The organism is Xanthomonas hortorum, assembly GCF_024339125.1.
GTDB classification, from domain to species: Bacteria; Pseudomonadota; Gammaproteobacteria; order Xanthomonadales; family Xanthomonadaceae; genus Xanthomonas; species Xanthomonas hortorum.
Window position 1 is genome coordinate 4,638,805 of sequence record NZ_CP101417.1, and the last position, 25,403, is coordinate 4,664,207.

The following is a 25,403-nucleotide window of genomic DNA, read 5'->3' on the forward strand; positions in this document are numbered from 1 at the left end:
GCGTTCACCGTGCCCGCCAGCAATGGCGGCGAGCGCAGCCATCACTTCCCGCTGACAGCTGAACCGGTTTGCTTGCCGGGCCTTCGCATGGGGAGGACAATATGGCTTCAGAACATTGACACGATGATGATCGATTCCACCCGCTATCCGCGCCTGTCGCGCATCCAGACCCCCGACGATCTGCGTCGCTTCGACGAGGCCGAGCTCACGGCGATCGCCGAAGAACTGCGTTCCTACCTCATCGAGTCGGTGGGCAAGAGCGGCGGGCACTTCGCGGCTGGCCTGGGTGTGATCGAACTCACCGTCGCCTTGCACTACCTGTATCAGACCCCGGTCGATCAGCTGGTGTGGGACGTGGGCCATCAGACCTACCCGCACAAGATCCTTACCGGCCGTCGCGACCAGATCCACACGGTCAAGCAGAAGGACGGCGTGGCGCCGTTTCCCAAGCGCGAAGAAAGCATCTACGACACCTTCGGCGTCGGCCATTCGTCGACCTCGATCTCGGCCGCGCTGGGCATGGCGATCGCCGCGCAGCGCAACGGCGACGAGCGCAAGGTGGTGGCGGTGATCGGCGACGGCGCGATGACTGCCGGCATGGTCTACGAGGCGCTCAATCACGCCGGCGGCATGGACCCGGAACCGAACCTGCTGGTGATCCTCAACGACAACCGCATGTCGATCTCCGAAGCGGTCGGCGGGCTGACCAAGATGCTGGGCCGTGCCAGCGGCAGCCGCACGCTCAACGCGATCCGCGAGGGCGGCAAGAAGATCCTCGGCGACAAGAAGAACAACCCCACCGCGCGCTTCGTGCGGCGCTGGGAAGAACACTGGAAAGGCATGTTCGTGCCGTCCACGTTGTTCGAAGAAATGGGCTTCCACTACACCGGCCCGATCGACGGCCACGATCTGCCCAGCCTGGTTGGCGCACTGAAGACCTTGCAGACGCTCAAGGGCCCGCAGTTGCTGCACGTCATCACCACCAAGGGCAAGGGCTACGAGCTGGCCGAAGGCGACCAGATCGGCTACCACGCGGTGGGTCCGTTCGATCCGAGCAAGGGGCTGATTGCCAAGGCCGGCGCCAAGAAGCCGACCTATACCGATGTCTTCAGCGACTGGGTCTGCGACATGGCCGCGGCCGAGCCAACGCTGCTGGTGATCACTCCGGCAATGCGCGAAGGCTCGGGCCTGGTGCGTTTCAGCAAGGAGTATCCGCAGCGCTATTTCGACGTGGCGATTGCCGAGCAACATGCGGTCACGTTAGCGGCCGGCATGGCGACCCAGGGCGCAAAACCGGTGGTGGCGATCTACTCCACCTTCCTGCAGCGCGGTTACGACCAGCTGGTGCACGACGTGGCGGTGCAGAAACTGGACGTACTGTTTGCGATCGATCGCGGCGGCGTGGTCGGCCCCGATGGCGCCACCCACGCCGGCAATCTGGATCTGAGCTTCCTGCGTTGCGTGCCGCATATGGTAGTGATGGCGCCGGCAGACGAAGCCGAGTGCCGCCAGATGCTGACCACCGGCGTGCGCTACGAAGGCCCGGCAGCAGTGCGCTACCCGCGTGGCACAGGCCCAGGCAGTGCGCTCGACACATCGCTCACCACCTTGCCGATCGGCAAGGCGCAGCTGCGCCATAACGGCGCACGCATCGCCCTGCTCGGCTTCGGCGCGAGCGTGGATGCGGCAGAAGCGGTCGGGCGCGAACTCGGCCTGACCGTGGTCAACATGCGCTTCGTCAAACCGCTCGACAAAGCCATGCTTCTGGAACTGGCCAAGAGCCACGAAGGCTTCGTCACCATCGAAGACAACGTCGTCGCCGGTGGCGCCGGCTCCGGTGTGGCAGAGCTGCTCAATGCCGAAGCGATCACCATGCCGATGCTGCACCTGGGCCTGCCCGACAGTTTCCAGCACCACGCCAGCCGCGAAGACCTGCTGGCCGACGCCGGAATCGACCAGGCCGGCATCCGCGCCGCGGTGCTCAAGCGCTGGCCGCAGCTGATGGTCAGCAAGACGCCTTCGTTGAATGCTGCTGCGGGCTGAGGCCTGCGATCGCTAGAGCGACTTGGGGCGGCTAACAAAACCTCTCGAACGCTTTATCGAGGGCGACAACGTGCTGGTCGCACTCGCCCTCGTTGGACACTGGAGCGATGTCGGCAATGGCAATGCCATTGCTCGGATCGACAGGAGCCGAGCATGACCGCATCGGACGGTCGCGCCGCGCGCACTGCCCGCAACCATGCACACTGACCCTCTCGACTGGCCCTTGCCCGCCCACCGTCGCGGGACCTTACGCGGCATGGATGCCGCGTAAGGTCCCGCGATGGTGGGCGGGCAAGGGCCCCGCAACCAAGCTGCAGATCAGCCGGCTGCGCACACTTGGCAGTTTTGTGAGCCGCTCTTGGATGTTCAGTCCCGGCAGGCGATTGGAGATTCGCCTGCCCGTATCAACCGCGACCCAAGCGTCGTGTTGACGCGGCTGCGCTGACGCAATGCGCGACCGATCTCGCGTGGCGACGCATCAGACCTGCGGCACCACACCGGTCTGCGCAAACGTATTCACCAACCGCATGATGCGTGCCTGCGCATCGATGGCGTGCAGCTCCGTTTGCAATCGACGCACGCCTGACGGCAGCTCGCTCGTGCCAAGCGCCTCGCGCAACAGTGCCGGCAATTCGTCCAGCGCGCGCAACCACCAGGCTGCTCCGGCGACCTGCAGGCGTGCGGCGTGGTCGAACTGGTCGTAGTCCAGCGGATACACGATCGATGGCAAGCCGGCAGCGAGGCAGGCGTACAGAATGCCGGCGCCGCCGTGGTGCACCACCAGCGCGTAGCGATGCAGGTGCTGCGCATAGTCGACATACGGCAGACGTTGATAGTTGCCGTGCGCCTGCTGCTGCGGCGCTGCGGTATCGCCATCGCTGAAATGAAAGATCACTTCCGGGAACTGCGGCGCCAACGCGCGCAGCACCGCATCCATGTGGTGTTTGACCCAGTGCAGATGCGTGCCCAGCGTCACCAGCACATGCCGCTGCCCAGCGACGAACTCAGGCGACGCAACTGCCGATGGCGGCGTACACAACTGCGGCCCGACGAAGCGCACCGCCGCAGGCCAGCGCTGCGCCAACTCGAACGACGGCAGACCCAACGCCAGGATGCACTGCGGCGAATACACCGCCTCGCTACGATCGCTGCGATATATCGCCGGCAATCCGCAGGCATGCATCTGGCGCCGATAACAGGCATGCACGCTTCGTTTGAATCCACGCGTCAAACGCCGCGCGATCGCATGCCAGATCCGCTGCGTTACTGTGGTCGCCGGCAGCAGACCGCCGAAATACGCTGGAGGCCCGTCGACTGTTTCGATCACGCACGGCGACGGCATGCTGGTCCACCACGCGATGTCCATCGCCTGCGCCGCCAGTCCTGCGCTGGGCAAGGTGAAATCGACGATCACCAGGTCCGGCCTGCGCTCGCGCCAGCGCGCTTTCAGCGCATCCCCCATCCGCGCCATCAACCCAAGCGCATTGTGCAGTTGTCGACGCAAGCGCAACGGGTTGTGGCCCACCGCGTGCGGTGGGTTGGCGATCTCCAGCAACAGCCGATCGGCTTGCGCATCCAGCACACTGACTGCGCTCAGCCCGCATGCACGGATGCGCGCCTGCGCCGCTGGCGTGCTGATGACCTGCACCTGGTGATGCGGCGCCAGCTGACGGGCGATCGCAAGGATCGGATGCAGGTGCCCGCTATATGGCGGTGCGATCAGATCGATGCGCATCTGCCCTCCCCTGCACGGCGTATTCGAGCCGCGCGATGAACGTCTGGCAATCGGCGAGCACCGCCGCGTTACGCAAGTAATTCATGTGCCCGCACGCGGGCCTCAGATCGATCGCAGCACCGAACAGCGCGCGCGAGATCCAATCGCGCTGCCCTTGCAACACGCGCAACTGTGCGAACGAGGCAGGTGCGTTACAGACCGGACCGTAGGCGAACACTGCCAGACGCGTACGCAGTGCCTGCGGAAGCTGCAGCGCGGTGAGTAACTGCAGGCCGCAGCTGCCAGCCAGCACTACCGTGATCGGCGCCTGCTCCAATAGCGCCATGACACGCATGCGATCGGCGTCCACGATACGTGCGGCGCGTGCTGCCAGGTACTGCCGCGCGTTGGAGAGACTGGCGCGCCAGAGCGGCGTGCGCCGGTGCGCAGCGCGATCGGGGCGATACGGATAATTGCAGTCGATCAGTTGCCGGCCCTGGCCTTGCAGCTGCTGCAAGAAGTGCTGCTGTTCGATGCTCAATGCGCAGCGCTGTGGATTGCTTTGCCCGGTAAGGAAGGCGATTTGCAGCGTAGCGCTGTCAATCGGCATGGAAACGCCCATCCGGCAATACGCGGTAACGACGCGTGCGCCAGCGGATCGTGCGCACCACAGCTGCATGCAGTAGATGCAGCGGCTGTAGAACTTCGGCGCAAATCGACAGCAATGGCCGGTGACGAATCGCTCCGCTGACGCGCCATTGCACCAGACACAGCAGCAAGGCACGCAGCAGCAACGTAGTCAGCGCACATGCGATGGCCAGCCATGTTGGCTGCACGCAAACACACAGCAGCAAGCCCGTCAGCAACAGCGGCGGCAGCCCCTGCAGTACGAAAATTGCGCTGCGTACGAGCAACGTCTGACGGCGCAGCAGGATCAGCGCGAACAGCATCCACCGATGCATCTGACGCATGTAACTCGCAAGATCAGGTATCGCAGTGCGCATGGCCACCGGCGCGGTGGATTGGCGTACTCGCCCACCGCGCTCACGCACCAGTGTTGCGAACGCCAGGTCGTCGGTCAGTTGCTCCAGCAACGCGGCAAAACCGCCCCAGGCGCGCAGTTGTTCGGTGCGGGCGGCATAGCACATGCCATTGATGGTCAGCGGCGCGGCGAACGGCAGCCAGCCCAGATAGGTGAGCGCCGCATTGTTGTTGACGAACTGCGACAACAGGCGGCCAGCCAGCGTTGCGCTGTCCTGGTAATACGGCAGCGCAGTGACCACATCGGCGTGGGTCAGATCCTGCAACAACCGGGCAAGCGCGCTGTTGCTCAGCTGCGCATCGTCGTCGAGGATCAGGCTGATCGGTGCGCGCACATGCGGCAGCGCGTAGTCGAGCTTCCATGCTTTCGGATTGATGCCAGGTGGCGCCGGAGGCACCAGCACACGCTCGATGCGTCGCTGCGGATACAGCATCACCAATGTATCGGCCACCGTGTTTCCTGCGCGATCCTCCGCATCCAGCAACCAGATGAAGTGTGCATCCGGCAATGCTTGCAGGTTGGCGGCAAGCACCTGCTGCAGATGCGCGTCGCCGCCGAGGACGGGCTGCAATATCGCCACCTCGGCCTGGGTTGCAGCGGCATCGCTCGATGGCCGCGCGCGTGCGCCGCGCACGACCCACAGCACCGCAGCCGTCTTGACCATCAGCACCGCTAGATAGGCCGCTGCCAACGCCAGTGCGGCTACGTCCATTGCGCCGCCTGCCAACGTACGAACGCCTCGATACCTTCTTCCAGGCCAACGCTGGGTTGCCCGAGATCGGCAAGCGTGCGTCGTGGATCGAAGGTCTTGGAGTAGGCAAATGCGCCAACACCGAAGCGGGTGATCGGCGGTTCGCCGCGCAGTCGCAGCAGGCGGTAGGCCGCCTCCACCACGCTTGCCATGCGCAGCGCGGTTGCGATACGTACCTCGCGCTGCGGCAACGGCAGCTGCAGGCGCGTCAGCAAGTCCATTAGCAACTGCTGCAGATCCACCGGCTGCGCATTGGTGAGGTTGTAGGCCGGCTGCAACCGCGGCGCGGTGGCCGCGCGATAGAGGTAATCGCACAACGTATCGATATAGATCAGATCGCCGATCACCGGCTGGGTCTGGCCGACAAAGCGTGGCAACGCGCCTTTGCGCGCAGCGGCGATCACGCGCGGGAACAGCACCGTATCTCCCGGCCCGAAGACCGCGCGTGGGCGCAACACGGATTTCTCGCCTGGATAGTGATCGAGCAAGGTTTCGCCCAGATATTTGGTCTGCGCGTAGGTATTGACGAACGCCGGCCCGATCGGGCTGTCCTCGGTGAGGTCGTATTGATGCGCCTCGCGATAGAACACCGAACTCGACGACACATACAGCAGACGCGGGCAGCCATTGCGCGTGCAGAAATCGATGACGTTGGCGGTGGCCTCTACGTTATGCAGCTGGAATTGCGCGCGCGTGCCCCACGGCGATGCCAGTGCCGCTGCATGAATTACCACATCCGGCTGCCACTGCAGCGCGAACGGCCGGCTCAGATCGATGCGATGGTAGTTGGGTAGATCGCTGGCGCGGCGACCGATGCCATGGATCTCCACACCCGGCTGGTCCTGGAAACGCCGCAGGAACGAACCACCGACAAAACCGGAAGCGCCGGTCACGAGAATGCGCAGGCTCATCGCCACTCCGGTTGATAACGGTCAAGGCTGGGCTGGCAGTGCGAAGGCAGGATCGCCAGCTCAGGATGCACTTGCGACAGCCCGTGCAACTGATGCACGGTGCGTTGAAACGCTGCCCAATCGTCCATCAATAACCGCGTGGGCCATGCTGGCCATTGCAGCGTTGCCCACGTCACCGACGACCACACCGCGTCGGCACACAGCAACACCTCGCGGTCGTGCTGATCGCGTAACCACAGGCCCATCTGCCCAGGCACGTGTCCGGGCAACGGCACCGCCAGCACGCTGCTGTCTTCGAACAGATCGTAGGCCTCACCCAACCCTTGCCAGGCACCGGTCAGCGCGCGCACTGGCGCTTGTTCGGCGAACTGCAGCCGTCGATCGAAATCGGCCGGCAGCAGCTGCGGCAACAAGGCACGGCGCAGGCCGCCAAGGCGCGAACAACTGCGCAGCTGTTGATAATCCGCACGCAAGCAGATGAAGCGCGCATTCGGCAGATCGCGCAGACCGCCGACATGGTCAGCATGGAAGTGCGAAATCAGGCACCAGGCAATCTCCTCCAGCTGCACGCCGCGACGCGCCAACTGTGCGCCCAGCGTTTCGTGCGCGGGCAAGCTCACCGGCGTGGTCAAGCGGTACAGGCGCTCGGGCCAGGGATCGGTGGCGCGAAAGAAATGCGCGGCATAACCGGTGTCGTACAGCAGCGCCCCACGCTGCGGATGCCGAATCAGCACGCTCAATGCCGGGAACTCCACCGCATGCCAGTGCCCGTCCGCACGCACCATGCGCTCGCAATGGCGGCAATGGCCGATGCGCAGCAACTCCAGCTGCACGCGCGGCGGCATCAGTGCGAGTCCTGTTCGGGAAGTAAGTACACGTCCTAGTACCGCAATACCATGCCGCCGATCGCCAGCCCGGCGCCGGTGCCGAGCAGTGCGAACAGATCGCCGCGCTGCAGGCGCTGCTCGATCCGCGCGTGATGCAAGGCGTGCGGCAACGATGCGGCGACCTGATTGCCGGTGGCATGCAGGATGCGAATCACCTGATCGGCGCGCAGCCCCAAGGCCTGCACCACATGATCCAGACCGCCGCCGGAGGCCTGATGCGGCACAAAGCAGCGCAAGGCGTCTGTGGTGGTGCCGGCCTCGCGCAGCAATTGCTCCCAGAAGGTAGGCAGGTAGCGCGCCGCGAAGCGGTAGGCGCCGCGTCCATCCATGCTGAAGGTGCGCGCAGCATCGGGCGCATTTTCTTCGCCACGCGGATAGCGCGTGCCGCCGCCGCGAATGCGGCAAAGATCGGCGCCACTGCCATAACTGCACAGGCGGCTGGACAGCAATGCCGAGCCGTCTTCCGCAGCGCTGCGTCCCACGATCACTGCAGCCGCACCATCGCCAAACAACCCGGCCGTGGCCGGCGCCGATGCATCCAGCCCGCCCGATGCCACCTCGCTGGAGACGATCAATACGCGCTGGTAGCGCCCGAGCGCCAGCGCATTGGCGGCCATGTCCAATGCCACCAGAAAACTCAGACAGGTCGCGTTGACGTCGAACGCGGGAATACCCGAATCGCCCAGGCCAAGCGCGCGCTGGATCAATACCGCCTGGCAGGGAATCGGCTGCTCCATGACGCTGCAGGCCGAGATCAGGCAATCGATGTCGCCGGCCTCGATGCCGGCGCTTGCCAGCGCCTGGGTCGCGGCAGCGGCGCCCATCGACGATGCGGTCTCGCCCTCGCCCACGTAATGGCGCGTGGCCACACCCGAGCGCGCGAACGTGGTGCCCGCCGGCAACTGCCAGCGCGCGTCCAATTGTTGCGAGGTCACCTCCGTCGCGGGGACATGGCGCCCGGTGCCCAGAATGCGCAGCGGCAATGCGTTCAACGCGGAGGTCTCATTGGACAAGGCGCGCAGCATAACGTGGCTGGCGTTGGCCGACTCGATCGATCGCACGCTGCGCATCGCCTTCAAACGAAGAAGACCATGGCGCGGCCGATCAAGCCTTAGGAGCGGCCATCGAACCTGCTGCGCTTACGGCGCCTCCACCGCATACCCCATCGCCTGCAGCCGTGCGAGATATCCATCCGGCGCCGTCAGCCGGCTGATCGGCAGCACCGCGAAGGTGCTGCGATTGCGCTGCAACGCCGTGGTGGCGATGCTCAGCCAGTGCTCGCGCATGCGGCGTTCGAGATCGTCGATACCACGCGCCCTGGCCGCACCGGAGCTGGCCATCGCGCTCATGCAGGCGGCCTGCGGATCTTCGCGCGGCAGCTGGCGCAGCGCTTCGATATCGCCCACCGACCATGCGTTGGCGCGCTCGACCATCGTGGGCAGATCGCGCTCCACTGTCACCAGAATGCTGCGAAAGCACGCGGTATCGTCCATGCCACCGGCACGGAATTCCTTGATGGCCTGGCGCGGGTCCTTGATCTTGTAGTCCAGCGCCGTAGGTGTCGGCTTGATACCTGCGCGCTTGGCGGCATGCTCCACCACCGACCAGATCACCGGCGAACGGGCAAGGCCAGAGCGCTTGATCGCGGCCTGATACAACTCACCGGCGGCAAGCATCGGGCGCTTGCGCTCCACACCCCGATCGCCACCGATATAGCGTGCCTTGGCCAGGCTCCAGCGGGCATACAGATCGGCCGGCAACACCTCGCGTAGTTCGCCGCCGTCTTCGTTCTTCATCGCCTTCATGGCGGACGGCAGCAAGGTCAGCTTGCCGAAAAATCCCATGTCCGCATCGATCTGCACGGTCGGCGCCATCAGGACCTGCTGCGACTGCCCGATGATCGTTTCCACCTCCGTGGACTGCCACTGCAACCGCTTTGGCAATGGCGACAAGGTGCCCAGGATCCACAACACGTGATCGCCCTTGCTGACCTTCCACAAGCCAGGGCCGGGCTGCACGCCGCGCACCACCATCGCTTCCAGATCGACCACCGCCGGTGGCGATGACGATGGCGCAGCGACTTTCGGCCCTACGCCATCGCTGGCCGCCGCCAGCAGCGACACCAGCATCAATCCCGCTCCCCACACTGCCCCCTTGCCTCGCATCACATGTCGCCCCTGTGTGAGACGCGGACATTACGCCAAGCCCGCCACCGCCGCGTTAGGGAAGCGTTCGGCATGGCAGGCGCAACCGTGGCTCAGCGCGGGACCAGAGCTGCCAACTGCGCGGCCAGCCGCGAGGCATCGTCGAGCAGCGCGAACCCTTCCCACACGAACCCGGGCGAGACCGTGCAACCCACCAGGGTGAAATCGCCAAGCGAGCGTGCTGCCTGCCAGCAGCCGGCCGGCACAACGTGCATCGGCGCACCGCGCTCGGCCGCATCCAGGATCAGGCGTTGCAACTGCCCGCTGGCTTCATCGTAAATCAGCAGCTCCAGCGCATCGCCTTGCTGCCAATGCCAGCTTTCCTCGGCGTCCACGCGGTGCCAGGCGCTGCATTCGCCGGCACTGAGCAGAAAGCGGATCGCGGTCAGCGCGGGACGCGTGTGCCCGCCATCGGTGATCTGACGAGCAGACGCGTAGACACGACGGAAGTGCCCTCCTTCCGGATGCGGGGCGAGGTCGAGCGAGCGAATCAGGTCAGCGGCGGTTGGATGCATCCCTGCATGCTAAGACAGCGCGCGCCGCCATGCATCACGGCAGATGCTTGCCCGCGCGCAGACAGGTGCGGAAAAACACCAGCAGATCCCAGCTATAGCGCTTGAGCAGACGGCGCGGCTCGTGGAGCAGCCGATACATCCATTCCATGTGCAGACGCTGCACCCACTCGGGCGCACGCTTGGCGGTACCGGACAGGAAGTCCAGCAGTGCGCCGACACCGAACACCAGCGGCACCGTCAGCGCCTGGCTGTGATCGAGGATCCAGCGCTCCTGCAAGGGGTTGCCGAAGGCCACCAGCAGCACATCGGCGCCGGAGCGGTTGATGCGCTCGGCCAGGCCCTCGCCCGCCGCGGCAAACTCGCCGTAGCCATCGCACATGCCCACCACCTGCTGCCCCAGCGTGCCGGTCAGCGTGGCGGCCGCGGTCTTGCCCACGCCCGGGCGCCCGCCGAGCAGGAAGAACTTGAGCGGATGCGCAGCGTGGCGACACAGATACGGAATCAGATCGGTGCCATTGAGATTGCCGGCAAAGCGGCGGCCATGGATCAGCCGCGCGGCCAGATCCATGCCGATCCCGTCATTGACGATGCGCACGCTGGGCTCGCGCATCCGCATGCGCAACGCCTGGCATTGCACGATGAAATTGGTGTTGGCAAAGAACACCCGGCGCCGCTGCTGCGCCGCCAGCGCATGGAACAACTCCAGCGCAAAGGCTTCTTGCGTCGTGGACAACACCGGAAACCCGCCAAGCGGAATCACCACGCCTTGGGGTGGCGCGCCATTGCCGGCAGTCGTTGTTTCCGTATCCACGTGCTGGCCCTGCATCATCGAATCACCAAAGGTCGTAAGGGAATGCGGCCAGCAATCCGGCCTGCAAACTCGCCAGGTCGAACTCGCCATTGCCGCCCAGTTCCAGACACTCTTCCACGCTATTGCCCGAATGCCACTGCGTGCGTCCGGTGCCGTTGTAGTAGTCGTCGTACTTGAAGCGGTCTTCGCCGTTGCCCCAGTCCAGATACACCGCCGGGATCCCGTAGGCCTCGGCCAGAATCAGCCCGTGCAGCGAGCTGCTGATCACCAACTCGGCGCCCAGCAATGCGCTCATGAAGGTCGCAGGCTTGACGTTGGGAAATACCAGATGGTCGGCATACGCGCTGTATTTTTCGACCGGCTCGTTGAAGTGCGGAACGATGGCGAACGGACGCTTGTTTACCGCGCCAAGCGCATCGGCGGGAAAGAACATCGGCGTCAGCAGACCGGGGTCGCCATAGACCTCGGGCACCGTGATGCCGCGCTCCATCAAGAATTTGCGCGTCTTCGGCCCACGCACTGCACGCACATCGAGCGTACTGAAGGTGTTGCGTTCGGCCGGAATCTTGCCGTTGATGCCACTGCCCCAGACGGTGTCGCCATCTTTGGCGAAGTGCAGCACCGAGCCGATCGCGATCAATTTCTTGCTGAGATCGCGCTTTTCAATCAACGTTTTGTCCTGCAAGGACAGCACGCAAGAGACGATCACCTTGGACAGGTGATCCCCCATGTTGACGCCAGCGTTTTTCGGCTGCCACCAGAACAATGCACGACGTTCGGCATGTTCTATCCACTTCTGCAGTAAAGCGTTGGCCATCGTGAGGGATCTCCTTTAAAAAACGAATGAGCGCGCCGCATCAATGCGAGAGCGCAGCCTCCGCAGAGGTGCGCGCGGCTGCGCCGGTGTTGTACGGGTACAACCGGGTCTCTGGATACGCACCGGGATTGAGCACGCGATCGGTGGTATCGGACCAATTCAGGCACTGGCGATAGCGCACGTGCGGTGCTTCCAATGCCAGCCCGATTGCCGCAATGATCGAATCAGCGTCGCCCGGAGTGTAGCCGAAACGCGACTGATAGGGCCCGACGACGACGTTCGGGCAGACTGCCGGCAGCCCGAAAAAATCGTACTGCAGCAGCTTCATCGAACTGTCGGCCAGATAGATCGGCACCTGCTCGGATGCATAAGGCGCGATCCCGAAACGGGCGTGCTTGATGTAGCCGATGGTCTCGACGTGTTTCATTTCGCCATAGACCGTCACGTTGTCGCCGTAACCAGGATGACGCCCCATGCCCGAGCCAATCACATGGAACGTGACGTGCGGAAAGGCCTTGCTGGCGACAACGAAAAATTCCGGATCGAACAACATCGAGCCCACTGCCACCGCGTGGATGCCCTCGCCATACGGCGATGGGTCGCCCAGCTGGTCCAGGTTGTGATCCACGCCATGGCCGACGTGATAGACGTTGTCACGGCTTGCCACTTCCTCGGCCATCGCTGGCGACACCAGCGCGATCACATCGAGCGTTGGCGCAACACGGTCGAACTCGCGCTCGATGTAGGAAGCGACATTGATCGTGCTCAACGCATCGGATGCACGATAGACCAGCTTGGCCGCAGGATTGATACGCTTGGCGAGCTCGATGAAAGCAACTGCAATGCCGCTCTCGAACACGATCACGTCCGCCTCGCGCATCCAGTCAAGCAACTGACGCGGTGGATGCGCGGCATACCAGCGAAACATCGCATCCTCAACCGCACGTAGCCACGCGCGGCGCGTATTGAACGGATGCACCGTGGTGCGCCATAGATAGCAGTCGACCCCCTTGTGCGAGACGACAGTGTTCGCCGTTTCGTCCAGCGGCAGGCGCATGTCGCCCTTCATGCGCGAGAGCCTGCTGTAGCGCAGCGAGAAGAATCGCGTCGTCCCGCGCAACGCCAGTTGATCGGTGATGAAATGGATATTGGCGCGGCGCGGCGTGCGGTAATCGTGTGCGGACAAGACCAGATAGCAAGGCCGGGCAATGCCGGAAGCAGCGGCGGGTGTGTCGCTCATGGGCCGTGTCCTATGGATGAGTGGAAAAGAGCATGCACCAACGCAGGCGAGGACAGTGTCGATCTCATCGGCGTGCCTTGGCCTGGGTCAGTAATTTGCGGATGTTGACGATGGACAGCACATCGCGGCGGAACGCCGGCCAGATCGCCAGAGCCAGCAGACAGACGGCTGCCATCGCCCCTGCACCAGCGGCAAGTTGCTGCCACAACGGGCCACCGGCCACGACGGAGGCGTAGTACGCGCAGCCACCGGCCACGCCGTAGGCCACCATCGGGCGCAAGGCGTTGGTGAACAGCGAGCGCACTGGCGCGTCGGAAATCTTGCCAATCCAGACCAGCGACAACGGCCAGATCAATAGCAGCCCGAACGAATAGCCGATCGCCACACCCATCGCCCCCCAACGCGAGCCGGCAAAGATGCAGCCAATCAGCACGATGCGCCCGACCAGCGAGTAAATCAGCTGCTGGCGCATCAATCCCTTGGACAGGAAGACCCAATAGGTGGCGTAGGACGCGGTCTGGAAAATTCCGCCCAGGGTCAACACCTGAAACAACGGCACCGCATCGCGCCACTGCTCGCCAAGTACCAGCACGATCAACGGCATCGCCAGCGCACAGGAAAAGGCAAACAGTGCAAAGATCAAGTGCACCATCACCGTTTGCCCACGCAGCAGGAAAGCGTTGAAGCGTTCGCGGTCGTCCTGCAGCTGCGACAGCACCGGCAACGCCACGCTGGTCGCCGGCGCGTTGATCTGGTTCAACGGCATCATCAGCAACTGAAAGGCGCGGTTGTACAGGCCCAGTGCATCCGGGCCGGTCCGCCAACCGATGATCACCTGCCCGACATTGCGGCTGGCATATCCCAACAACTGCGCGGCCATCAGATTCCAGCCGAAGCTCATGAAATCGCGCATCGGCGCTGCACGCTGGTAGCCGCGCGGCAACCAGCGCGAGCAACTCGCGGCGATCAAGAAATTGACGCTGGCTTGCACCACCTGCTGCACCACCAGCGCCCAATAACCCCAACCGAGCAACGCCGCAGCAACAGCTGCAACCAAGCCCAGCACCTGCGAACCGACATCACTCAACGCCACCTGCCCGAAGCGCAGGCCACGGCTCAGATGCGCGCGGTACTGCGTGGTCATGCCGTTGATCAGGAAGGTCACCGCCAGCGCCTGCGAGATCATCACCAGCGCCGGCTCTTTGTAGAAATTGGCGATCAGGTGGGCAGAGGCATACACCACCACCGATAGCGACAAGCCGATACCGCTGTTGATCCAGAACAGGTTGTCGCGTTGTTCGCGGCTGACATGCTTGGCTTGCACGGCAGCGGCGGACAGACCGAAATCGCGCAGGATCTCGGCTGCACCGACGATCGCGGTGACCATCGCCATCAGGCCGTAGTCGTAAGGCGTCAGCAACCGCGCCAGCAAAATGATGCCGCCGAACTGCACGACCATCTTGGCGGACTGGCCGATCATGGTCACCGCTGCGCCACCGGCGGCACGCGAACCGAGGCTGCGTGGTGGGGGCGGCGTGGGGGATGTCATCGTTGGGATCTCTGCGGTCACAGCGCGGCGTCTCCATCCTTGCCGAGCGCTTCCAGGTAGGTGCGGTAGTGCAACTGCCCGATCCGTGGCCAATCACGTTGCGAAAGATCCGGTGCCGGGCCGCGTGGCGCGGCGCGCACCTTGTCCAGCATGCCGGTCAGCAGCGCTGCATCGAAGTCGCCTTCATAGAGAAACACCCAGCCCGGGCCGACTTCCTCGGCAATGGCCGCATTCGACTCGCTCCACGGTGCCAGCACCGGTCGCGCCAGCGACAACGCCAGCAGCAGCGTGCCGGAGTTATGCATCTGCCGATACGGCAACACCACCAGCTCGGCCTGGCTGACTTCGCGCGCCAACACCGGCTCTTCCACATAGGCCAGCAGCGCGGTGACGCGTGGATCCTGCGCGCAGGCATCCTCCACCAACGTGCGCATCTGCGGCGTGGCCGGGTTGCCGACGATGCGTAGATTCAAGCGCGGATCTCCTACTTCGCGCATCACATCCAGCAGCGTTTCCACACCCTTGTACGGACGAATCAAACCGAAGTGCAGCAGCCGCCCCGGCACCGTACTGCCCTGCTGCATGGTCGCGAACCAGTCGCGGTAATGGCCATGCAGGATGGTGTCGGTGAACGGCGGCCGCGGCGGCGTGGTCGCATTGATGCGGATCCAGCGACGCGTCAAACGGTCGATCCACCGCAACAGGTTGCGCTCACGCCAGCCGCGATCTTCGTGCGGCGCCAGGTTGTGCAAGGTACGCACCACCGGCGTGCCGGTCAGTTGCAGCTTGAGCAACAACAGCGCCGCACACACCTGCTTGGCCAACGTGCCGGCAGCACTCGGATGACGCAGCAGATACTCCGGCCAATGCAGATGCAGTACGTCGTAACGCGACAACAACGCATCGCGCATCGAGAAGAAGCGCGGTTGCACCGCATCCGGCAACGAAGCGTAGAGCTGAGTCAGATACGGATTGGTGTTGGCGTTGGGCTTCTCGGTGGAAAACAGCACGGTGACCTGCGGCTGCGTGGCCGCACGCGTCAGCGAGGCAGACGCAAGCGCACTCATCGCACCGCCTCCTGCGCGCGGCGCGTGCCCAGCGCAGTGTGGTACTCGTCGATATAGCGCCCCACCACATGCTTCCAGTCGTAGCGGCTCACATATGCCATGGATGCCACGCGACGCGTATCGAAATCCGCATCCGACTGCAGCGCAAGCGCCTGCACCTGATCGGCCGCTATCTCGAGCCTGTCGCGATTGACGATCACGCCCTGACCGGACTCGCCGGCAAGACGCACGAACGGCGGGATATCGCTGAGGATCGGAATCAGGCCCGCACTCATCGCCTCGACTGCCGCAATGCCGAACCCTTCATGCCGCGACAGGCACACGAAGAACTGCGCCTGATGCATCAACGCCCGCAACTGTTCCTGCGAAGGCGACATGCTCAGCTGCACCTTGTCCTGCAAGCCACGCTCGGCGATCGCCTTGCGCAGATCGGCCTCGTTCAAATCGTACTCGCGGCCGGCGATGATCAGCCGCCACTGCGGATCGCGCTTGAGCGCGGCCTGGAGCAACTCCAGGGTTTCGATCAGCCCCTTGTTCACCGACCAGCGCCCGAAATACAGCATCGTCCGCCCGGGCGTCGTTGCGCCCTGCCCTGCGTACTTCTCTACATCAACGCCGTTCTCGATCACCCGCAGGCGCGCCGGCGACACCACCTTGGCGAACAGATCGCCATCGTTCTCGCTGGTAGCGATCACCCGCGCATACGCCAGCGCAGAAGTGCGGGTCAGCGTCTGAAACCACAACTGCTTCATCCGCGAGGCGTAGGCGGTATGGAAAAACCCGCCATGCGTGGACACCACCATCGGCTTGCCATGCAGCGGCTTGGTCAGCGCAAGATAGTCGTAGAAAAAATCGATGCCATGCAGATGCACCAGATCCGCCGAGCGAATCGCACCGAGCACCGATGGCGCAAACGGGTAGCGCGACGAACCGCGGTAACCGATGCGCCGGATCGGCAGGCCCTGATGCGTTTCCTGCGCAGCAAGTTGCGCGCCTGGATCGGTGAACACCCGGTCCAACGTCACGATCTCCACCGTATCGGCACTGTTGGCCTGATGTTGACGGGCCACATTGAGAACGACTTCCTCCATGCCTCCGATCGAAGGATGGAATTGGCGGACAACATGCACCACTTTCATTACGCCAATCTCCTGTGCCCGCAACGCGCAACGGCGTGTTGCGACGGCTGATGATTCTGGAAGCTCGTCATTTACCTTTCAACCCCAACATCCACGGCGCAATGCGCACCAACACTGCACGCATCGGCACACTGGCAACAATCGCCACCGTGCACAAACTCATCGCCCATGCAGGTGTCCCGATCATGCTGGGTGCGATCACACCGGTGCGTGCCACCACGCTGGTGAGTACCAGAAACACCAACGTATGCGTGCACAGAATCAGCAAGGTGTTGGCGCCAATCCACTGCAGCCAACGCCATTGCCGAACGAAGTAGGCAACGCACAAGGTCATCGCCGTGCCCAGCAAGCTCACCAGCAAAAACACCGCAGCGGACTGCCCGAACTGCAGATTGTTCACATCCACTTGCCCGTTCCATGCCGCCAACCACCACCAGGCTGCTGCCAGCACCGGGAGTGCCAATGCCCACGCCATGGCGCCAAGCGATCGCAGCGCATCGGCGTAGCGCGATAGCCAGCCGCCAACGGCGATGAAGAACAACGCGACCGGCAACACGTCCAACGCAAACGGAAGCCGCAGCTGCAGCGACGGGAACCAGCCGGCCCATGCCAATGCAAGCGGCAGGCAGGTTGCAGCCAGCACCGTCGTACCCAAGCGCGCGCGCAATGCAATGTAGGCGAGCGTGGTGACAAACAGCGCCGGCAAAAACCACAACGCCGGAAGCACATACAGGCTTGCGCCGTTGGCCCAGAACAGACCCATAAACGGGTCCCACCACGGCAGGCTGTGCGATGGATGCGCCGCGCGGCTGGTCACTCCCATCAACATCCAGCAAGCGTAGGCCACGAGAAAGAACGCAAGGTAGGGAAGGAGCAGCGTGCGCGCCAACTTCTTGATCGTCGCCACCGTCATTGCACGGCGGCCGAAGCGCTCGCCCACCCAGCCGGACAGCACAAAAAACAACGGAACGTGAAAGCTGTAGGCGAACAACTTGTAGGCCGCCGGCATGCCGCTGGCATGCCCCAACACCACCAGGACGATGGCCAGCGCTTTTGCTGCATCGATCTGCCAATCGCGGGTCAACGCCGGTGCTGGCGCGGCCCTGGCCCCCGAGCTGTCGTGCCTGGCTGCAGTGGAATACGGCGCGGTCGTCATGGCGCGGTGCCGGTCATGCCGCCACCGGGCGGGCACCCAATGTCCACGGCGCGAAACGCATCAGGAACCAGCGCAGCGGCACGCATGCGGCCAACGCGAAGATGGTGACGAACAACGCCCAGCCAAGCCCCGGACGCGAGGTACCGAATCCACCAGCCAGTGCCGCAACACCGGAAAGCACAAAAAACACCAGCATGTGCGTGCACAGGATCAACAACGTATTGCGCCCGATCCACTGCACCCATGCCCAGCCTTGCACCAACCGCGCGGCGCAGATCACCATCAGCGACCCAAGCACTGCACTCAGCAGAAACAGCGCATGATTGCGGCCGAATTCCAGCATGTTGACGTCGATCCGGCCGTTGACATCAGCCAGCCAGGCAACCGCAATCCCCAGCACCACCGTCGCAAGCACGCTCCCAACCAACGATTTCGGCAGGTGCGGCGAGAGGTGGATCAGCAAGGCGCCAAGTGCATAGAAGCACAGCGACACCGGTAGCACATCCAGCCCGAAAAAAATCCGCACACCCTGTGCCGGGAACCAGTGCATCCAGAACCAGGCAACGACCAACGACGCAACGGCAATCACCACCGGCGGCAGCCAGCGGCGCAGCAGCACATAGCCGACCACCGTCACCAGCATCACCGGCAGAAACCACAGCGGAGGCTGCACGTACAGGTCCGGGCCGATCCCGGTGAACATCGCCACGATCGGCTCCCACCACGGATGACTGCCCCAGCGTGCCGCTTTTTCGCCGATATTGCGCGTCAGCAGCCAATACGCATAGCCAAGCAGATAAAACACCACATACGGCAGCAACAGGCTGCGCGCCTGCTTGCTGACGGTCTGCGATAGCCCGGTGGCGCGCGAGGCGTACCCGGAGGCCAGCCAGCCGGAGACCAGAAAAAACAGCGGCACATGGAAGCTGTAGGCGAACAAGGTCATGCCGTGCGGCACGCCCTTGGCGTGGCAAAACACCACCAGCAAAATCGCGATCGCCTTGGCGGCATCGATACGCAAGTCGCGACCGCGTTGCGGGGTGGCGACGTGTGCGCCGGCAGTCGGCAAGACCGGCTGCTGTGCCTGCGTCGCCGCCAGATTCATCGCGCCCCTCCCGCAGGCAATGGCAGCTGCCCGCCATCGTCGGTTGGATCCTGCTTGCTCACCTTAGCCGCCGTTGCAGCAGACCAGGTCGGCAGCATGTGCCACATGCAGCCGCACACGAACCACCACAGCGCCGAGGTCTTGATCGAAAAGTAGCCGTTGGACACCAGCAGACTCAGCGCGAACGCAAAGATCGCCAGATTCTTGAACAGCTGCCCTTCCTTGCTCGGCATCAGCAGCAGGAACGAATAGGACAACAGAAACGCCAGCACGCCAACGATCGACTGCGATGCGATGAAGTAGGCAATACCACTGTCGAAGTAGCGATACGCCTGCGCAAAATCCAGGCCCATCCAGGACTCGAACGACAGGTTGTTCATCGAATACACGGTGAAGAATATCCGCCCCATCGTGTTGTCCTGATAGGCGGTGATCCCGGTGATCCACACCAGCAACCACGCGGTCATGATCACCACCAGAAACACCAGGAACGCCAGTCGCTGATCCAGGCGTTTCAATAGCGGCGACAGCAGCACCATCAGCACGCAGGTGCCAGCCGCGAGCCGTCCATCGGAGGCAACAATCATGAAACCGATCAAGCCGACCGACAGAATCAGCATCGACGGCCGCATCCAACGCCAGAACACCAGCACGATTGCGGTGAAGAAGCAGATGTAATTGCCCATCGTCACCGGCTCGATGAACATCGAGGAGGCGCGTGGCAGGTTGGAGCCCGGCAGGAAGTTACGTTCGCCCGGCCGCGTGGCGCTGACGAACAGATTGCTGTCTTCGTTCCAGAAGCCTTCCGCGCTCATGCCACGCGCATTGACGAAGAAGCTCTTCGGATTGACCAGATCGCCGTAGGCGCTTGGCATCGCCAGCTCGAAGGCGGCAACCAGCGAGACGATGATCGTCATACGCACGAACAGCTTGGGCACCGACCCGGTATAGGCCGAACCCAGCACGACAAACGCAAACACCACCAGGGCATCGCGGAAAAATTTGGGATCAATCTGCCAGTTCACCAAAAAGCGCACGAACATCAAGGTGACGATCAGCCCCAACCCGCTGATGATCAACGCGATGCGCTTGCGGCTCATTGAGCCCAGGCCAAGCAGGAAGCACGCGGCGTAGATGATGAATTCGACTGCATAGGTGATCACCGGACGCACCGTGAACACGTTCGCGTTGATCAGCGCCAGCACTAGGTTGTAACCCACGCCGACCAACAGCGTCAGTTCGATCAGCAGGTTATGCCAGCGAACGCGGGTCTCCTCGCTCATTTGGATCAGCATGCAGACGCCTGCTTGAAGGGGGCGGCTGCGATGCAGCCGCCCGCGGCGCTGGATGCGCCAGGTCGCACACTACCCACCATCATCAGTACGCGGTCTTCTGTCCGAACACACGCACCGCAGTCAGCACGATGATGCGGATATCCAGCCACAGCGACCAACGACGGATGTAGTCCAGGTCGTACTGGATACGCTTCTTCATCGTGCGCAGCTCCGGGGTTTCGCCACGGAAACCGTTCACCTGCGCCCAACCGGTGATGCCCGGCTTGACGTAGTGCCGCTGCATGTAATGGTTGATCAGCTTTTCGTAGTGCGTGTTGTGCTGCGCGGCGTGCGGACGCGGGCCCACGATCGACATGCTGCCGCCCAGCACGTTGAAGATCTGCGGCAACTCATCCAGGCTGCTGCGACGCAGGAACGAACCGAAGCGCGTGATGCGGGTGTCGTTCTTGGTCGCCTGCTGGATGGTGGTGCCGTGGTCGTCATGCACGCGCATCGAGCGGAACTTGAACATGTAGAACTCGCGACCGCCAAGACCATGACGACGCTGACGGAAGAACACCGGACCCGGCGAACTCATCTTGACGCCCACCGCAATCGCAGCCATTAACGGCCACAGGCCCATCAGCGCGATCACGGCCAGGATCTTGTCCTGCAGCGCCTTGGCGACCACGAAGTAATTGTCGCGATCCACACCGCCCTGACGCAGATTGATCACCGGCACATTGCCGATCTGCTCGCCGGACTGATTCAACAGACCGAAGTCGAACAGATCCGGCACCAGCTTGACGTTGATCGGATAACGATCCAGACGCTGCAGCAACTGCTTGATGTGATCGCGCTCGCCCAGCGGCAGCGAGATCCATACCTGCTCGACCTGGTTGTCCTTCAGATACTCGATCAACGCGTCCGGGTCGCCCAGGCACGGCAACGACTGCCGCTGCTCGGTCACGGCGATGTCGTACGGCGTACGGAAGTAGCCGACCAGATTCATGCCGACCCAGGGATTGCGGCTGAGGTAGTGATTGATCTTCATCACCGGATGGCGCAGACCGACCACCACCACACGCTGCACGTCCACACCTTGCGTACGCAGGTGGTTCAGGAAGCCGCGCAGTACCGTGCGTGCCGCCACCAGCGAAGCCAGGCCACCGACGAACCACAAGCCGATCCAGCCGCGCGACACCTGCTCGCCGACCTGCACGATCAATGCATGCACCGCAAACAGCGCGAACACACCACCGAACGCACCACCCAGGACCAACAACTCGCTCAACAACCCACGACCGCGCCAGCTGCGATACAGCGGGAACAGCGCAAAGCAGATCACCGAATACAGCAAGGTGGTGGCGATCGCGACCCGATACGGCGCCGCCGGCACCCAGGAGCCGAACACGATGCGATACGCAATCAGTCCGGAGACGACGACCATGGTCAGGTCGAAAACGCGCAGAACCAGGTCGGCTGCAGCCGAATACTTGGACAACAATCGCGGCGAGGATGTGGTGTAGGTCGCGCTACTCAAGTCTGCCAAAAGCATGGGGATGTCCTCCAAACTCGATACGGCGCATGCGGGGGAACATACGAAACGCACGCGAGCTTTCAATCATCTCCGTCGAACGATCACCGCGGTAATACCTACCGACCCCAGATCGCACGACAGCCCTTTGTTTCAACAGAGACAAACTTTCAAACGAGGGATCCCGAAACTTACGGGATCCGACTTTTTCCACGCTGAATCAGTTGTCACTTAAATTAACCATCGTTTTGCAACATCACGATGTCAGTTCAACCGCGTCTCCGGCCCATTGCCTCGCAGGAAGTAGCGCACGAGGGCCACAGCCACACCAAGGAATACGCCAAAGATGAAGCCTAAGGCGAGGTTCAATTTGAGTTTCGGTGAAGTCTTCGACGTAGGCACGTCTGCGGTATCGACGATGGTCACGTTGTTGGCGCCCACGTTGCTTGCAACACCGATCTCTTTGTAACGCTGCAGGAGCGCATCGTAGAGCTGACGGTTGGTATCGACGTCGCGCTTGAGCATGTTGTATTGGATGCTGCGACTCTGCAGATCCAGCTCGTTGCTGCGCAGACCGGCAATGCGCTCGTTGAGCAAACGCTCCTGCTGCACCGAGGCGTCGTAGGCGGCCTTCAACGATTGACGGATGTTGATGACCTCGCCGTTGATCTGACGGCGCGACTCTTCGATCTGCGCCTTCAGGCGCCGCATTTCCGGATAGTCCGGCTTGAAGGTCGACAGCTTCTGCTGGTACTCGGTGTTCAAGCGGATCTGCTCACCGCGCAGGCTCTGGATCAACGGATTGCTCAGCACCTGCGGCAACGACATGCTGTCGCCGGTGCTGACCTGCCGCCATGCCGCTTCGGCCTTGATGCGCGTGTCCTGTGCAGAGGCAAGCATCGCGTTGAGATCGCCCAGGTTCTGCGCCGCAAGCGATGGCTTGTCATCGCCCATCGACACGATCTGTTCCTGGGTCGAATAAGAGACCAGCGTCTTTTCCGAGTCTTCGACCTTGCCGCGCAACTGCTCCAGACGTTCGGACAGGAACTTGGTCGCGAACGAGGACGCGTTCATCCGGCGCTCTTGCGTGCTGACGATGAAGACCTTGGTATAGGTGTTGGCGATCTTGGCGGCCAGCACCGGATCCGGCGAGTCGTAGTTGACGTAGACCAGGCGCGAATTGAGGATCGGCTCGACCACCAATCCGGCCAGCAGAGTGTCGGTCAAGGTGCGCTCGACGATCGCCTGGCGCGAATCGACCGACTTGCCGGCTTCCGGATTCTTGGCCGCAGCCTTCTCCAGTGCCTCATCGACCTGCACCTTGAACGCCGGCTCCTGATCCAGCTTGGCTTCGCGGATCACTGCACGCGCCAACGAACGGCTCTGCAGCAACTGGTACTGGGTCTGGTAGAAATCGCGATCCTGCGGCGACTCCACCGGCATCAGATTGTCGACGTTCACCACGTTGAGCGAATCACGCTCGATCTGCAGCGTGCTGGTGGCGCGGTACTTCTCCGGCATCAACAGCGTGATGCCAAAGGCCAGCAGCACTGCGAACAGCGTGACCCCGATGATCAACCAGCGCTGCGAGACCAGCGCACGCCAGTAGTCGAGCAAACCCACATCCGCCAGCTCGAGATGGCCATGACGATGAGAAGAAGAGGAACGATTTTCGGAATTCATACTCATCGGTAAGCGCGCCACACCATTACCAAGGGGGTCAGTTCAAGCATGGTGCGCAGCCAGATGCGTGCGTCCGAGCGATACACCACAACGATGTCGCCGCCGTAGATCTCCGGGTCGGGATTGGCACCCTTCTCGATCTCGGTCAGGTCGAATCTAGCGATCATTTTTTGCCCATTGACGATGCGGAAGACAATGACATTGCCGCGGCTGGCCACCGTACTGACACCCTTTGCCTGCGCAATCGCTTGCTGCAAGGTCAGGTTGGAGCCGATCACCGGGTAGATCCCGGGCGCGTCCACCGCACCAGTGACCGTGACCCGGCGGCCGTTGGATTCCTCCACAAACACCGACACTTGCGGCTGCTGCAGATATCCGGCGGCGTAGCGTTCTGCGACCAGTTTTTCCAGCTCGCCAACGCCCAGGCCGGTGGCCTTGACATCGCCGATCAGTGGCAGCGAGATGTGACCGTTCTGATCGATGCGGACCTGCCGCTCCAGATCGTCGACTTGAAATACCTTGACCAACAGCAAGTCGCCCGGCGCCAGTCGATACTCTGGCTGCACTGCGGACATCGCAAGCGGATCCGGGAGCGGCAGAGAGTCCGCCATCTTCGGACCGGTGCTGCAAGCGCCCAGTGTCATCGAGCAGATCAACGCCAGGCTGAGGCCTTGGCAGAATCGTTCGATCAGTCTTTTCATGCGTGTAGCTGGCTGCCTTGATTGGTGGGACAGGAACCCGCGCAGCATTCAACCGGCCAACACGCCAGCACGAACGTACGACAGAGAAATTCATCCCGTATGACATCGGGATCACGACAGGTGTGACGTGTTGCACTGCACTATGGCATAGAAAGAAAACATCGCAAGACGCTGCACGCCATTTTTTTGACGGCGTTGGCCTATTGATTCAAGTTCGTCGTTGCGACGTTAACAAAACGTGATCCAGTTACTAATCACGCGCTAATGATTTGGAGGATTTTCGGATACTTAGCACCGCTCTGTGATCCAGGTCCACAGCAGACGGGACCGTGCAAAGCGGGCTCTTCGGCCCTTTTCCTGCTGCAGCGCACTATGCCGTTCTGCATATGCAGCACCTCTCCCCGAAGCCCCTAACCCACATGCTGCGACGCAACAAAAAAGCCCATGTCAGTGTAGACATGGGCTTTGTGTTTGGTCGGGGTAGCCGGATTTGAACCGACGACCACTAGTCCCCCAGACTAGTGCGCTACCAGGCTGCGCTATACCCCGAAGATGCTGCACTCCGTCGCGAGGACGGCCTGCGATTATAGCGGCTTTGCGACACAATTTCCTAGCGGCGCAGTAGTTGCAATACTTCTTCCAGCTCCATGCGTACCTGCTTGATGATCTGGTTGCTCAACGCCGACTCACTCTTGGCGCCGTCGCCTTCCAGACGCAGACGTGCGCCACCGATGGTATAGCCCTGCTCGTACAGCAGGCCGCGGATCTGCCGCACCATCAGCACGTCGTGACGCTGGTAGTAACGGCGATTGCCGCGCCGCTTGACCGGCTCCAGGCTCGGAAATTCGGTTTCCCAATAGCGCAGCACATGCGGTTTGACATCGCACAACTCGCTGACCTCGCCGATGGTGAAGTAGCGCTTGGCCGGGATCGGCGGTAGCTCGCGATTACTGCCCGGATCCAGCATAAGCCTCCACCCGCTCCTTGAGCTTCTGGCCTGGACGGAAAGTCACCACCGTGCGGGCCGAAATCGGAATTTCCTCGCCGGTCTTGGGATTGCGACCGGGCCGTTGATTCTTGCGCCGCAGATCGAAGTTGCCGAAACCGGACAACTTCACCTGACGGCCCTGCTCCAGCGCATCGCGCAGCACATCGAAAAACGCGTCGACAAATTCCTTTGCCTCGCGCTTGTTCAGACCGACCTCGTCGAACAGACGTTCGGCCATCTCCGCTTTCGTCAATGCCATGCCAATCCCC

General features: G+C 62.7%; 23 protein-coding genes and 1 tRNA gene. 1 reads left to right on the forward strand and 23 read right to left on the reverse strand.

Annotated features, from left to right (window positions below; translation table 11 throughout):
• Positions 1 to 126 precede the first annotated feature (126 nt).
• Complete coding sequence (gene dxs, locus NMB96_RS19790) at positions 127 to 2,043, forward strand: 1-deoxy-D-xylulose-5-phosphate synthase (protein ID WP_255085460.1); 1,917 nt, start codon at positions 127 to 129, stop codon at positions 2,041 to 2,043.
• A gap of 478 nt (positions 2,044 to 2,521) precedes the next feature.
• Here the strand turns inward: dxs and NMB96_RS19795 are convergent, their stop codons facing one another.
• The 23 genes from NMB96_RS19795 to NMB96_RS19905 form a co-directional block, all read right to left on the reverse strand.
• On the reverse strand, positions 2,522 to 3,778 hold the full coding sequence (locus NMB96_RS19795; protein ID WP_023904384.1) for a glycosyltransferase: 1,257 nt from the start codon (positions 3,776 to 3,778) through the stop codon (positions 2,522 to 2,524).
• Complete coding sequence (locus NMB96_RS19800; RefSeq protein ID WP_023904385.1) at positions 3,747 to 4,367, reverse strand: hypothetical protein; 621 nt, start codon at positions 4,365 to 4,367, stop codon at positions 3,747 to 3,749. The genes NMB96_RS19795 and NMB96_RS19800 overlap by 32 nt, the downstream gene beginning before the upstream one ends.
• On the reverse strand, positions 4,357 to 5,511 hold the full coding sequence (locus NMB96_RS19805; RefSeq protein WP_255085461.1) for a glycosyltransferase family 21 protein: 1,155 nt from the start codon (positions 5,509 to 5,511) through the stop codon (positions 4,357 to 4,359). Before NMB96_RS19805 ends, NMB96_RS19800 begins: the two co-directional genes overlap by 11 nt.
• A complete protein-coding gene (locus NMB96_RS19810; protein ID WP_255085462.1) occupies positions 5,502 to 6,461 on the reverse strand; it encodes an NAD-dependent epimerase/dehydratase family protein in 960 nt (319 codons plus the stop codon). The genes NMB96_RS19805 and NMB96_RS19810 overlap by 10 nt, the downstream gene beginning before the upstream one ends.
• Complete coding sequence (locus tag NMB96_RS19815) at positions 6,458 to 7,306, reverse strand: MBL fold metallo-hydrolase (RefSeq protein ID WP_255085463.1); 849 nt, start codon at positions 7,304 to 7,306, stop codon at positions 6,458 to 6,460. The genes NMB96_RS19810 and NMB96_RS19815 overlap by 4 nt, the downstream gene beginning before the upstream one ends.
• A gap of 35 nt (positions 7,307 to 7,341) precedes the next feature.
• Complete coding sequence (locus tag NMB96_RS19820) at positions 7,342 to 8,373, reverse strand: 3-oxoacyl-[acyl-carrier-protein] synthase III C-terminal domain-containing protein (RefSeq protein WP_023904389.1); 1,032 nt, start codon at positions 8,371 to 8,373, stop codon at positions 7,342 to 7,344.
• 114 nt (positions 8,374 to 8,487) lie between these two features.
• The gene (locus NMB96_RS19825) at positions 8,488 to 9,513 is read right to left on the reverse strand and encodes a TraB/GumN family protein (protein ID WP_255086994.1); all 1,026 of its coding nucleotides are present in this window, start codon (positions 9,511 to 9,513) and stop codon (positions 8,488 to 8,490) included.
• Positions 9,514 to 9,605: 92 nt separating this feature from the next.
• Positions 9,606 to 10,067, reverse strand: a complete 462-nt coding sequence (locus tag NMB96_RS19830; protein ID WP_255085464.1) for a cupin domain-containing protein — start codon at positions 10,065 to 10,067, stop codon at positions 9,606 to 9,608.
• A gap of 34 nt (positions 10,068 to 10,101) precedes the next feature.
• Positions 10,102 to 10,896: a WecB/TagA/CpsF family glycosyltransferase gene (locus tag NMB96_RS19835; protein ID WP_255085465.1), complete on the reverse strand. Its 795-nt coding sequence runs from the start codon at positions 10,894 to 10,896 to the stop codon at positions 10,102 to 10,104.
• Positions 10,897 to 10,900: 4 nt separating this feature from the next.
• The gene (locus tag NMB96_RS19840; RefSeq protein WP_255085466.1) at positions 10,901 to 11,695 is read right to left on the reverse strand and encodes a polysaccharide pyruvyl transferase family protein; all 795 of its coding nucleotides are present in this window, start codon (positions 11,693 to 11,695) and stop codon (positions 10,901 to 10,903) included.
• A gap of 40 nt (positions 11,696 to 11,735) precedes the next feature.
• A complete protein-coding gene (locus NMB96_RS19845; protein ID WP_255085467.1) occupies positions 11,736 to 12,935 on the reverse strand; it encodes a GumK N-terminal domain-containing glycosyltransferase in 1,200 nt (399 codons plus the stop codon).
• 64 nt (positions 12,936 to 12,999) lie between these two features.
• Positions 13,000 to 14,484 carry a lipopolysaccharide biosynthesis protein gene (locus tag NMB96_RS19850; RefSeq protein ID WP_043889285.1) on the reverse strand — a complete coding sequence of 495 codons (1,485 nt, stop codon included), beginning with the start codon at positions 14,482 to 14,484 and terminating at the stop codon, positions 13,000 to 13,002.
• A 17-nt stretch (positions 14,485 to 14,501) separates the two neighbouring features.
• A complete protein-coding gene (locus NMB96_RS19855) occupies positions 14,502 to 15,551 on the reverse strand; it encodes a glycosyltransferase (protein WP_023904396.1) in 1,050 nt (349 codons plus the stop codon).
• Positions 15,548 to 16,690 (reverse strand): glycosyltransferase family 4 protein, encoded by a 1,143-nt coding sequence (locus NMB96_RS19860; protein ID WP_023904397.1) that lies wholly within the window; start codon positions 16,688 to 16,690, stop codon positions 15,548 to 15,550. Before NMB96_RS19860 ends, NMB96_RS19855 begins: the two co-directional genes overlap by 4 nt.
• Before the next feature lie 67 nt (positions 16,691 to 16,757).
• The gene (locus NMB96_RS19865; RefSeq protein WP_255085468.1) at positions 16,758 to 17,846 is read right to left on the reverse strand and encodes an acyltransferase family protein; all 1,089 of its coding nucleotides are present in this window, start codon (positions 17,844 to 17,846) and stop codon (positions 16,758 to 16,760) included.
• Positions 17,847 to 17,859: 13 nt separating this feature from the next.
• Positions 17,860 to 18,951 carry an acyltransferase family protein gene (locus NMB96_RS19870; protein WP_255085469.1) on the reverse strand — a complete coding sequence of 364 codons (1,092 nt, stop codon included), beginning with the start codon at positions 18,949 to 18,951 and terminating at the stop codon, positions 17,860 to 17,862.
• A complete protein-coding gene (locus NMB96_RS19875) occupies positions 18,948 to 20,234 on the reverse strand; it encodes a polysaccharide biosynthesis protein GumE (RefSeq protein ID WP_255086995.1) in 1,287 nt (428 codons plus the stop codon). The genes NMB96_RS19870 and NMB96_RS19875 overlap by 4 nt, the downstream gene beginning before the upstream one ends.
• 94 nt (positions 20,235 to 20,328) lie before the next feature.
• The gene (locus tag NMB96_RS19880) at positions 20,329 to 21,783 is read right to left on the reverse strand and encodes an undecaprenyl-phosphate glucose phosphotransferase (protein ID WP_023904402.1); all 1,455 of its coding nucleotides are present in this window, start codon (positions 21,781 to 21,783) and stop codon (positions 20,329 to 20,331) included.
• 243 nt (positions 21,784 to 22,026) lie between these two features.
• On the reverse strand, positions 22,027 to 23,466 hold the full coding sequence (locus tag NMB96_RS19885; protein ID WP_255085470.1) for a GumC family protein: 1,440 nt from the start codon (positions 23,464 to 23,466) through the stop codon (positions 22,027 to 22,029).
• Entirely contained in the window at positions 23,448 to 24,146 is a 699-nt protein-coding gene (locus NMB96_RS19890) for a polysaccharide biosynthesis/export family protein (RefSeq protein ID WP_006449137.1), read from the reverse strand. Before NMB96_RS19890 ends, NMB96_RS19885 begins: the two co-directional genes overlap by 19 nt.
• A 472-nt stretch (positions 24,147 to 24,618) precedes the next feature.
• A tRNA-Pro gene (locus tag NMB96_RS19895) sits at positions 24,619 to 24,695 on the reverse strand.
• A 61-nt stretch (positions 24,696 to 24,756) separates the two neighbouring features.
• Positions 24,757 to 25,113 (reverse strand): MerR family transcriptional regulator, encoded by a 357-nt coding sequence (locus tag NMB96_RS19900; RefSeq protein ID WP_005995911.1) that lies wholly within the window; start codon positions 25,111 to 25,113, stop codon positions 24,757 to 24,759.
• Positions 25,094 to 25,393, reverse strand: a complete 300-nt coding sequence (locus NMB96_RS19905; protein WP_002811076.1) for an integration host factor subunit alpha — start codon at positions 25,391 to 25,393, stop codon at positions 25,094 to 25,096. Before NMB96_RS19905 ends, NMB96_RS19900 begins: the two co-directional genes overlap by 20 nt.
• Positions 25,394 to 25,403: the final 10 nt, after the last annotated feature.

Coding starts and splice junctions, on each gene's coding strand:
- dxs (WP_255085460.1), top strand. CDS start 127: ATGATCGATTCCACCCGCTATCCGCGCCTGTCGCGCATCCAGACCCCC.
- NMB96_RS19800 (WP_023904385.1), bottom strand. CDS start 4,367: ATGCCGATTGACAGCGCTACGCTGCAAATCGCCTTCCTTACCGGGCAA.
- NMB96_RS19815 (WP_255085463.1), bottom strand. CDS start 7,306: ATGCCGCCGCGCGTGCAGCTGGAGTTGCTGCGCATCGGCCATTGCCGC.
- NMB96_RS19835 (WP_255085465.1), bottom strand. CDS start 10,896: ATGATGCAGGGCCAGCACGTGGATACGGAAACAACGACTGCCGGCAAT.
- NMB96_RS19795 (WP_023904384.1), bottom strand. CDS start 3,778: ATGCGCATCGATCTGATCGCACCGCCATATAGCGGGCACCTGCATCCG.
- NMB96_RS19890 (WP_006449137.1), bottom strand. CDS start 24,146: ATGAAAAGACTGATCGAACGATTCTGCCAAGGCCTCAGCCTGGCGTTG.
- NMB96_RS19825 (WP_255086994.1), bottom strand. CDS start 9,513: ATGCGAGGCAAGGGGGCAGTGTGGGGAGCGGGATTGATGCTGGTGTCG.
- NMB96_RS19905 (WP_002811076.1), bottom strand. CDS start 25,393: ATGGCATTGACGAAAGCGGAGATGGCCGAACGTCTGTTCGACGAGGTC.
- NMB96_RS19900 (WP_005995911.1), bottom strand. CDS start 25,113: ATGCTGGATCCGGGCAGTAATCGCGAGCTACCGCCGATCCCGGCCAAG.
- NMB96_RS19810 (WP_255085462.1), bottom strand. CDS start 6,461: ATGAGCCTGCGCATTCTCGTGACCGGCGCTTCCGGTTTTGTCGGTGGT.
- NMB96_RS19880 (WP_023904402.1), bottom strand. CDS start 21,783: ATGCTTTTGGCAGACTTGAGTAGCGCGACCTACACCACATCCTCGCCG.
- NMB96_RS19820 (WP_023904389.1), bottom strand. CDS start 8,373: ATGCTGCGCGCCTTGTCCAATGAGACCTCCGCGTTGAACGCATTGCCG.
- NMB96_RS19840 (WP_255085466.1), bottom strand. CDS start 11,695: ATGGCCAACGCTTTACTGCAGAAGTGGATAGAACATGCCGAACGTCGT.
- NMB96_RS19830 (WP_255085464.1), bottom strand. CDS start 10,067: ATGCATCCAACCGCCGCTGACCTGATTCGCTCGCTCGACCTCGCCCCG.
- NMB96_RS19850 (WP_043889285.1), bottom strand. CDS start 14,484: ATGACATCCCCCACGCCGCCCCCACCACGCAGCCTCGGTTCGCGTGCC.
- NMB96_RS19870 (WP_255085469.1), bottom strand. CDS start 18,951: ATGAATCTGGCGGCGACGCAGGCACAGCAGCCGGTCTTGCCGACTGCC.
- NMB96_RS19875 (WP_255086995.1), bottom strand. CDS start 20,234: ATGAGCGAGGAGACCCGCGTTCGCTGGCATAACCTGCTGATCGAACTG.
- NMB96_RS19805 (WP_255085461.1), bottom strand. CDS start 5,511: ATGGACGTAGCCGCACTGGCGTTGGCAGCGGCCTATCTAGCGGTGCTG.
- NMB96_RS19855 (WP_023904396.1), bottom strand. CDS start 15,551: ATGAGTGCGCTTGCGTCTGCCTCGCTGACGCGTGCGGCCACGCAGCCG.
- NMB96_RS19860 (WP_023904397.1), bottom strand. CDS start 16,690: ATGAAAGTGGTGCATGTTGTCCGCCAATTCCATCCTTCGATCGGAGGC.
- NMB96_RS19865 (WP_255085468.1), bottom strand. CDS start 17,846: ATGACGACCGCGCCGTATTCCACTGCAGCCAGGCACGACAGCTCGGGG.
- NMB96_RS19845 (WP_255085467.1), bottom strand. CDS start 12,935: ATGAGCGACACACCCGCCGCTGCTTCCGGCATTGCCCGGCCTTGCTAT.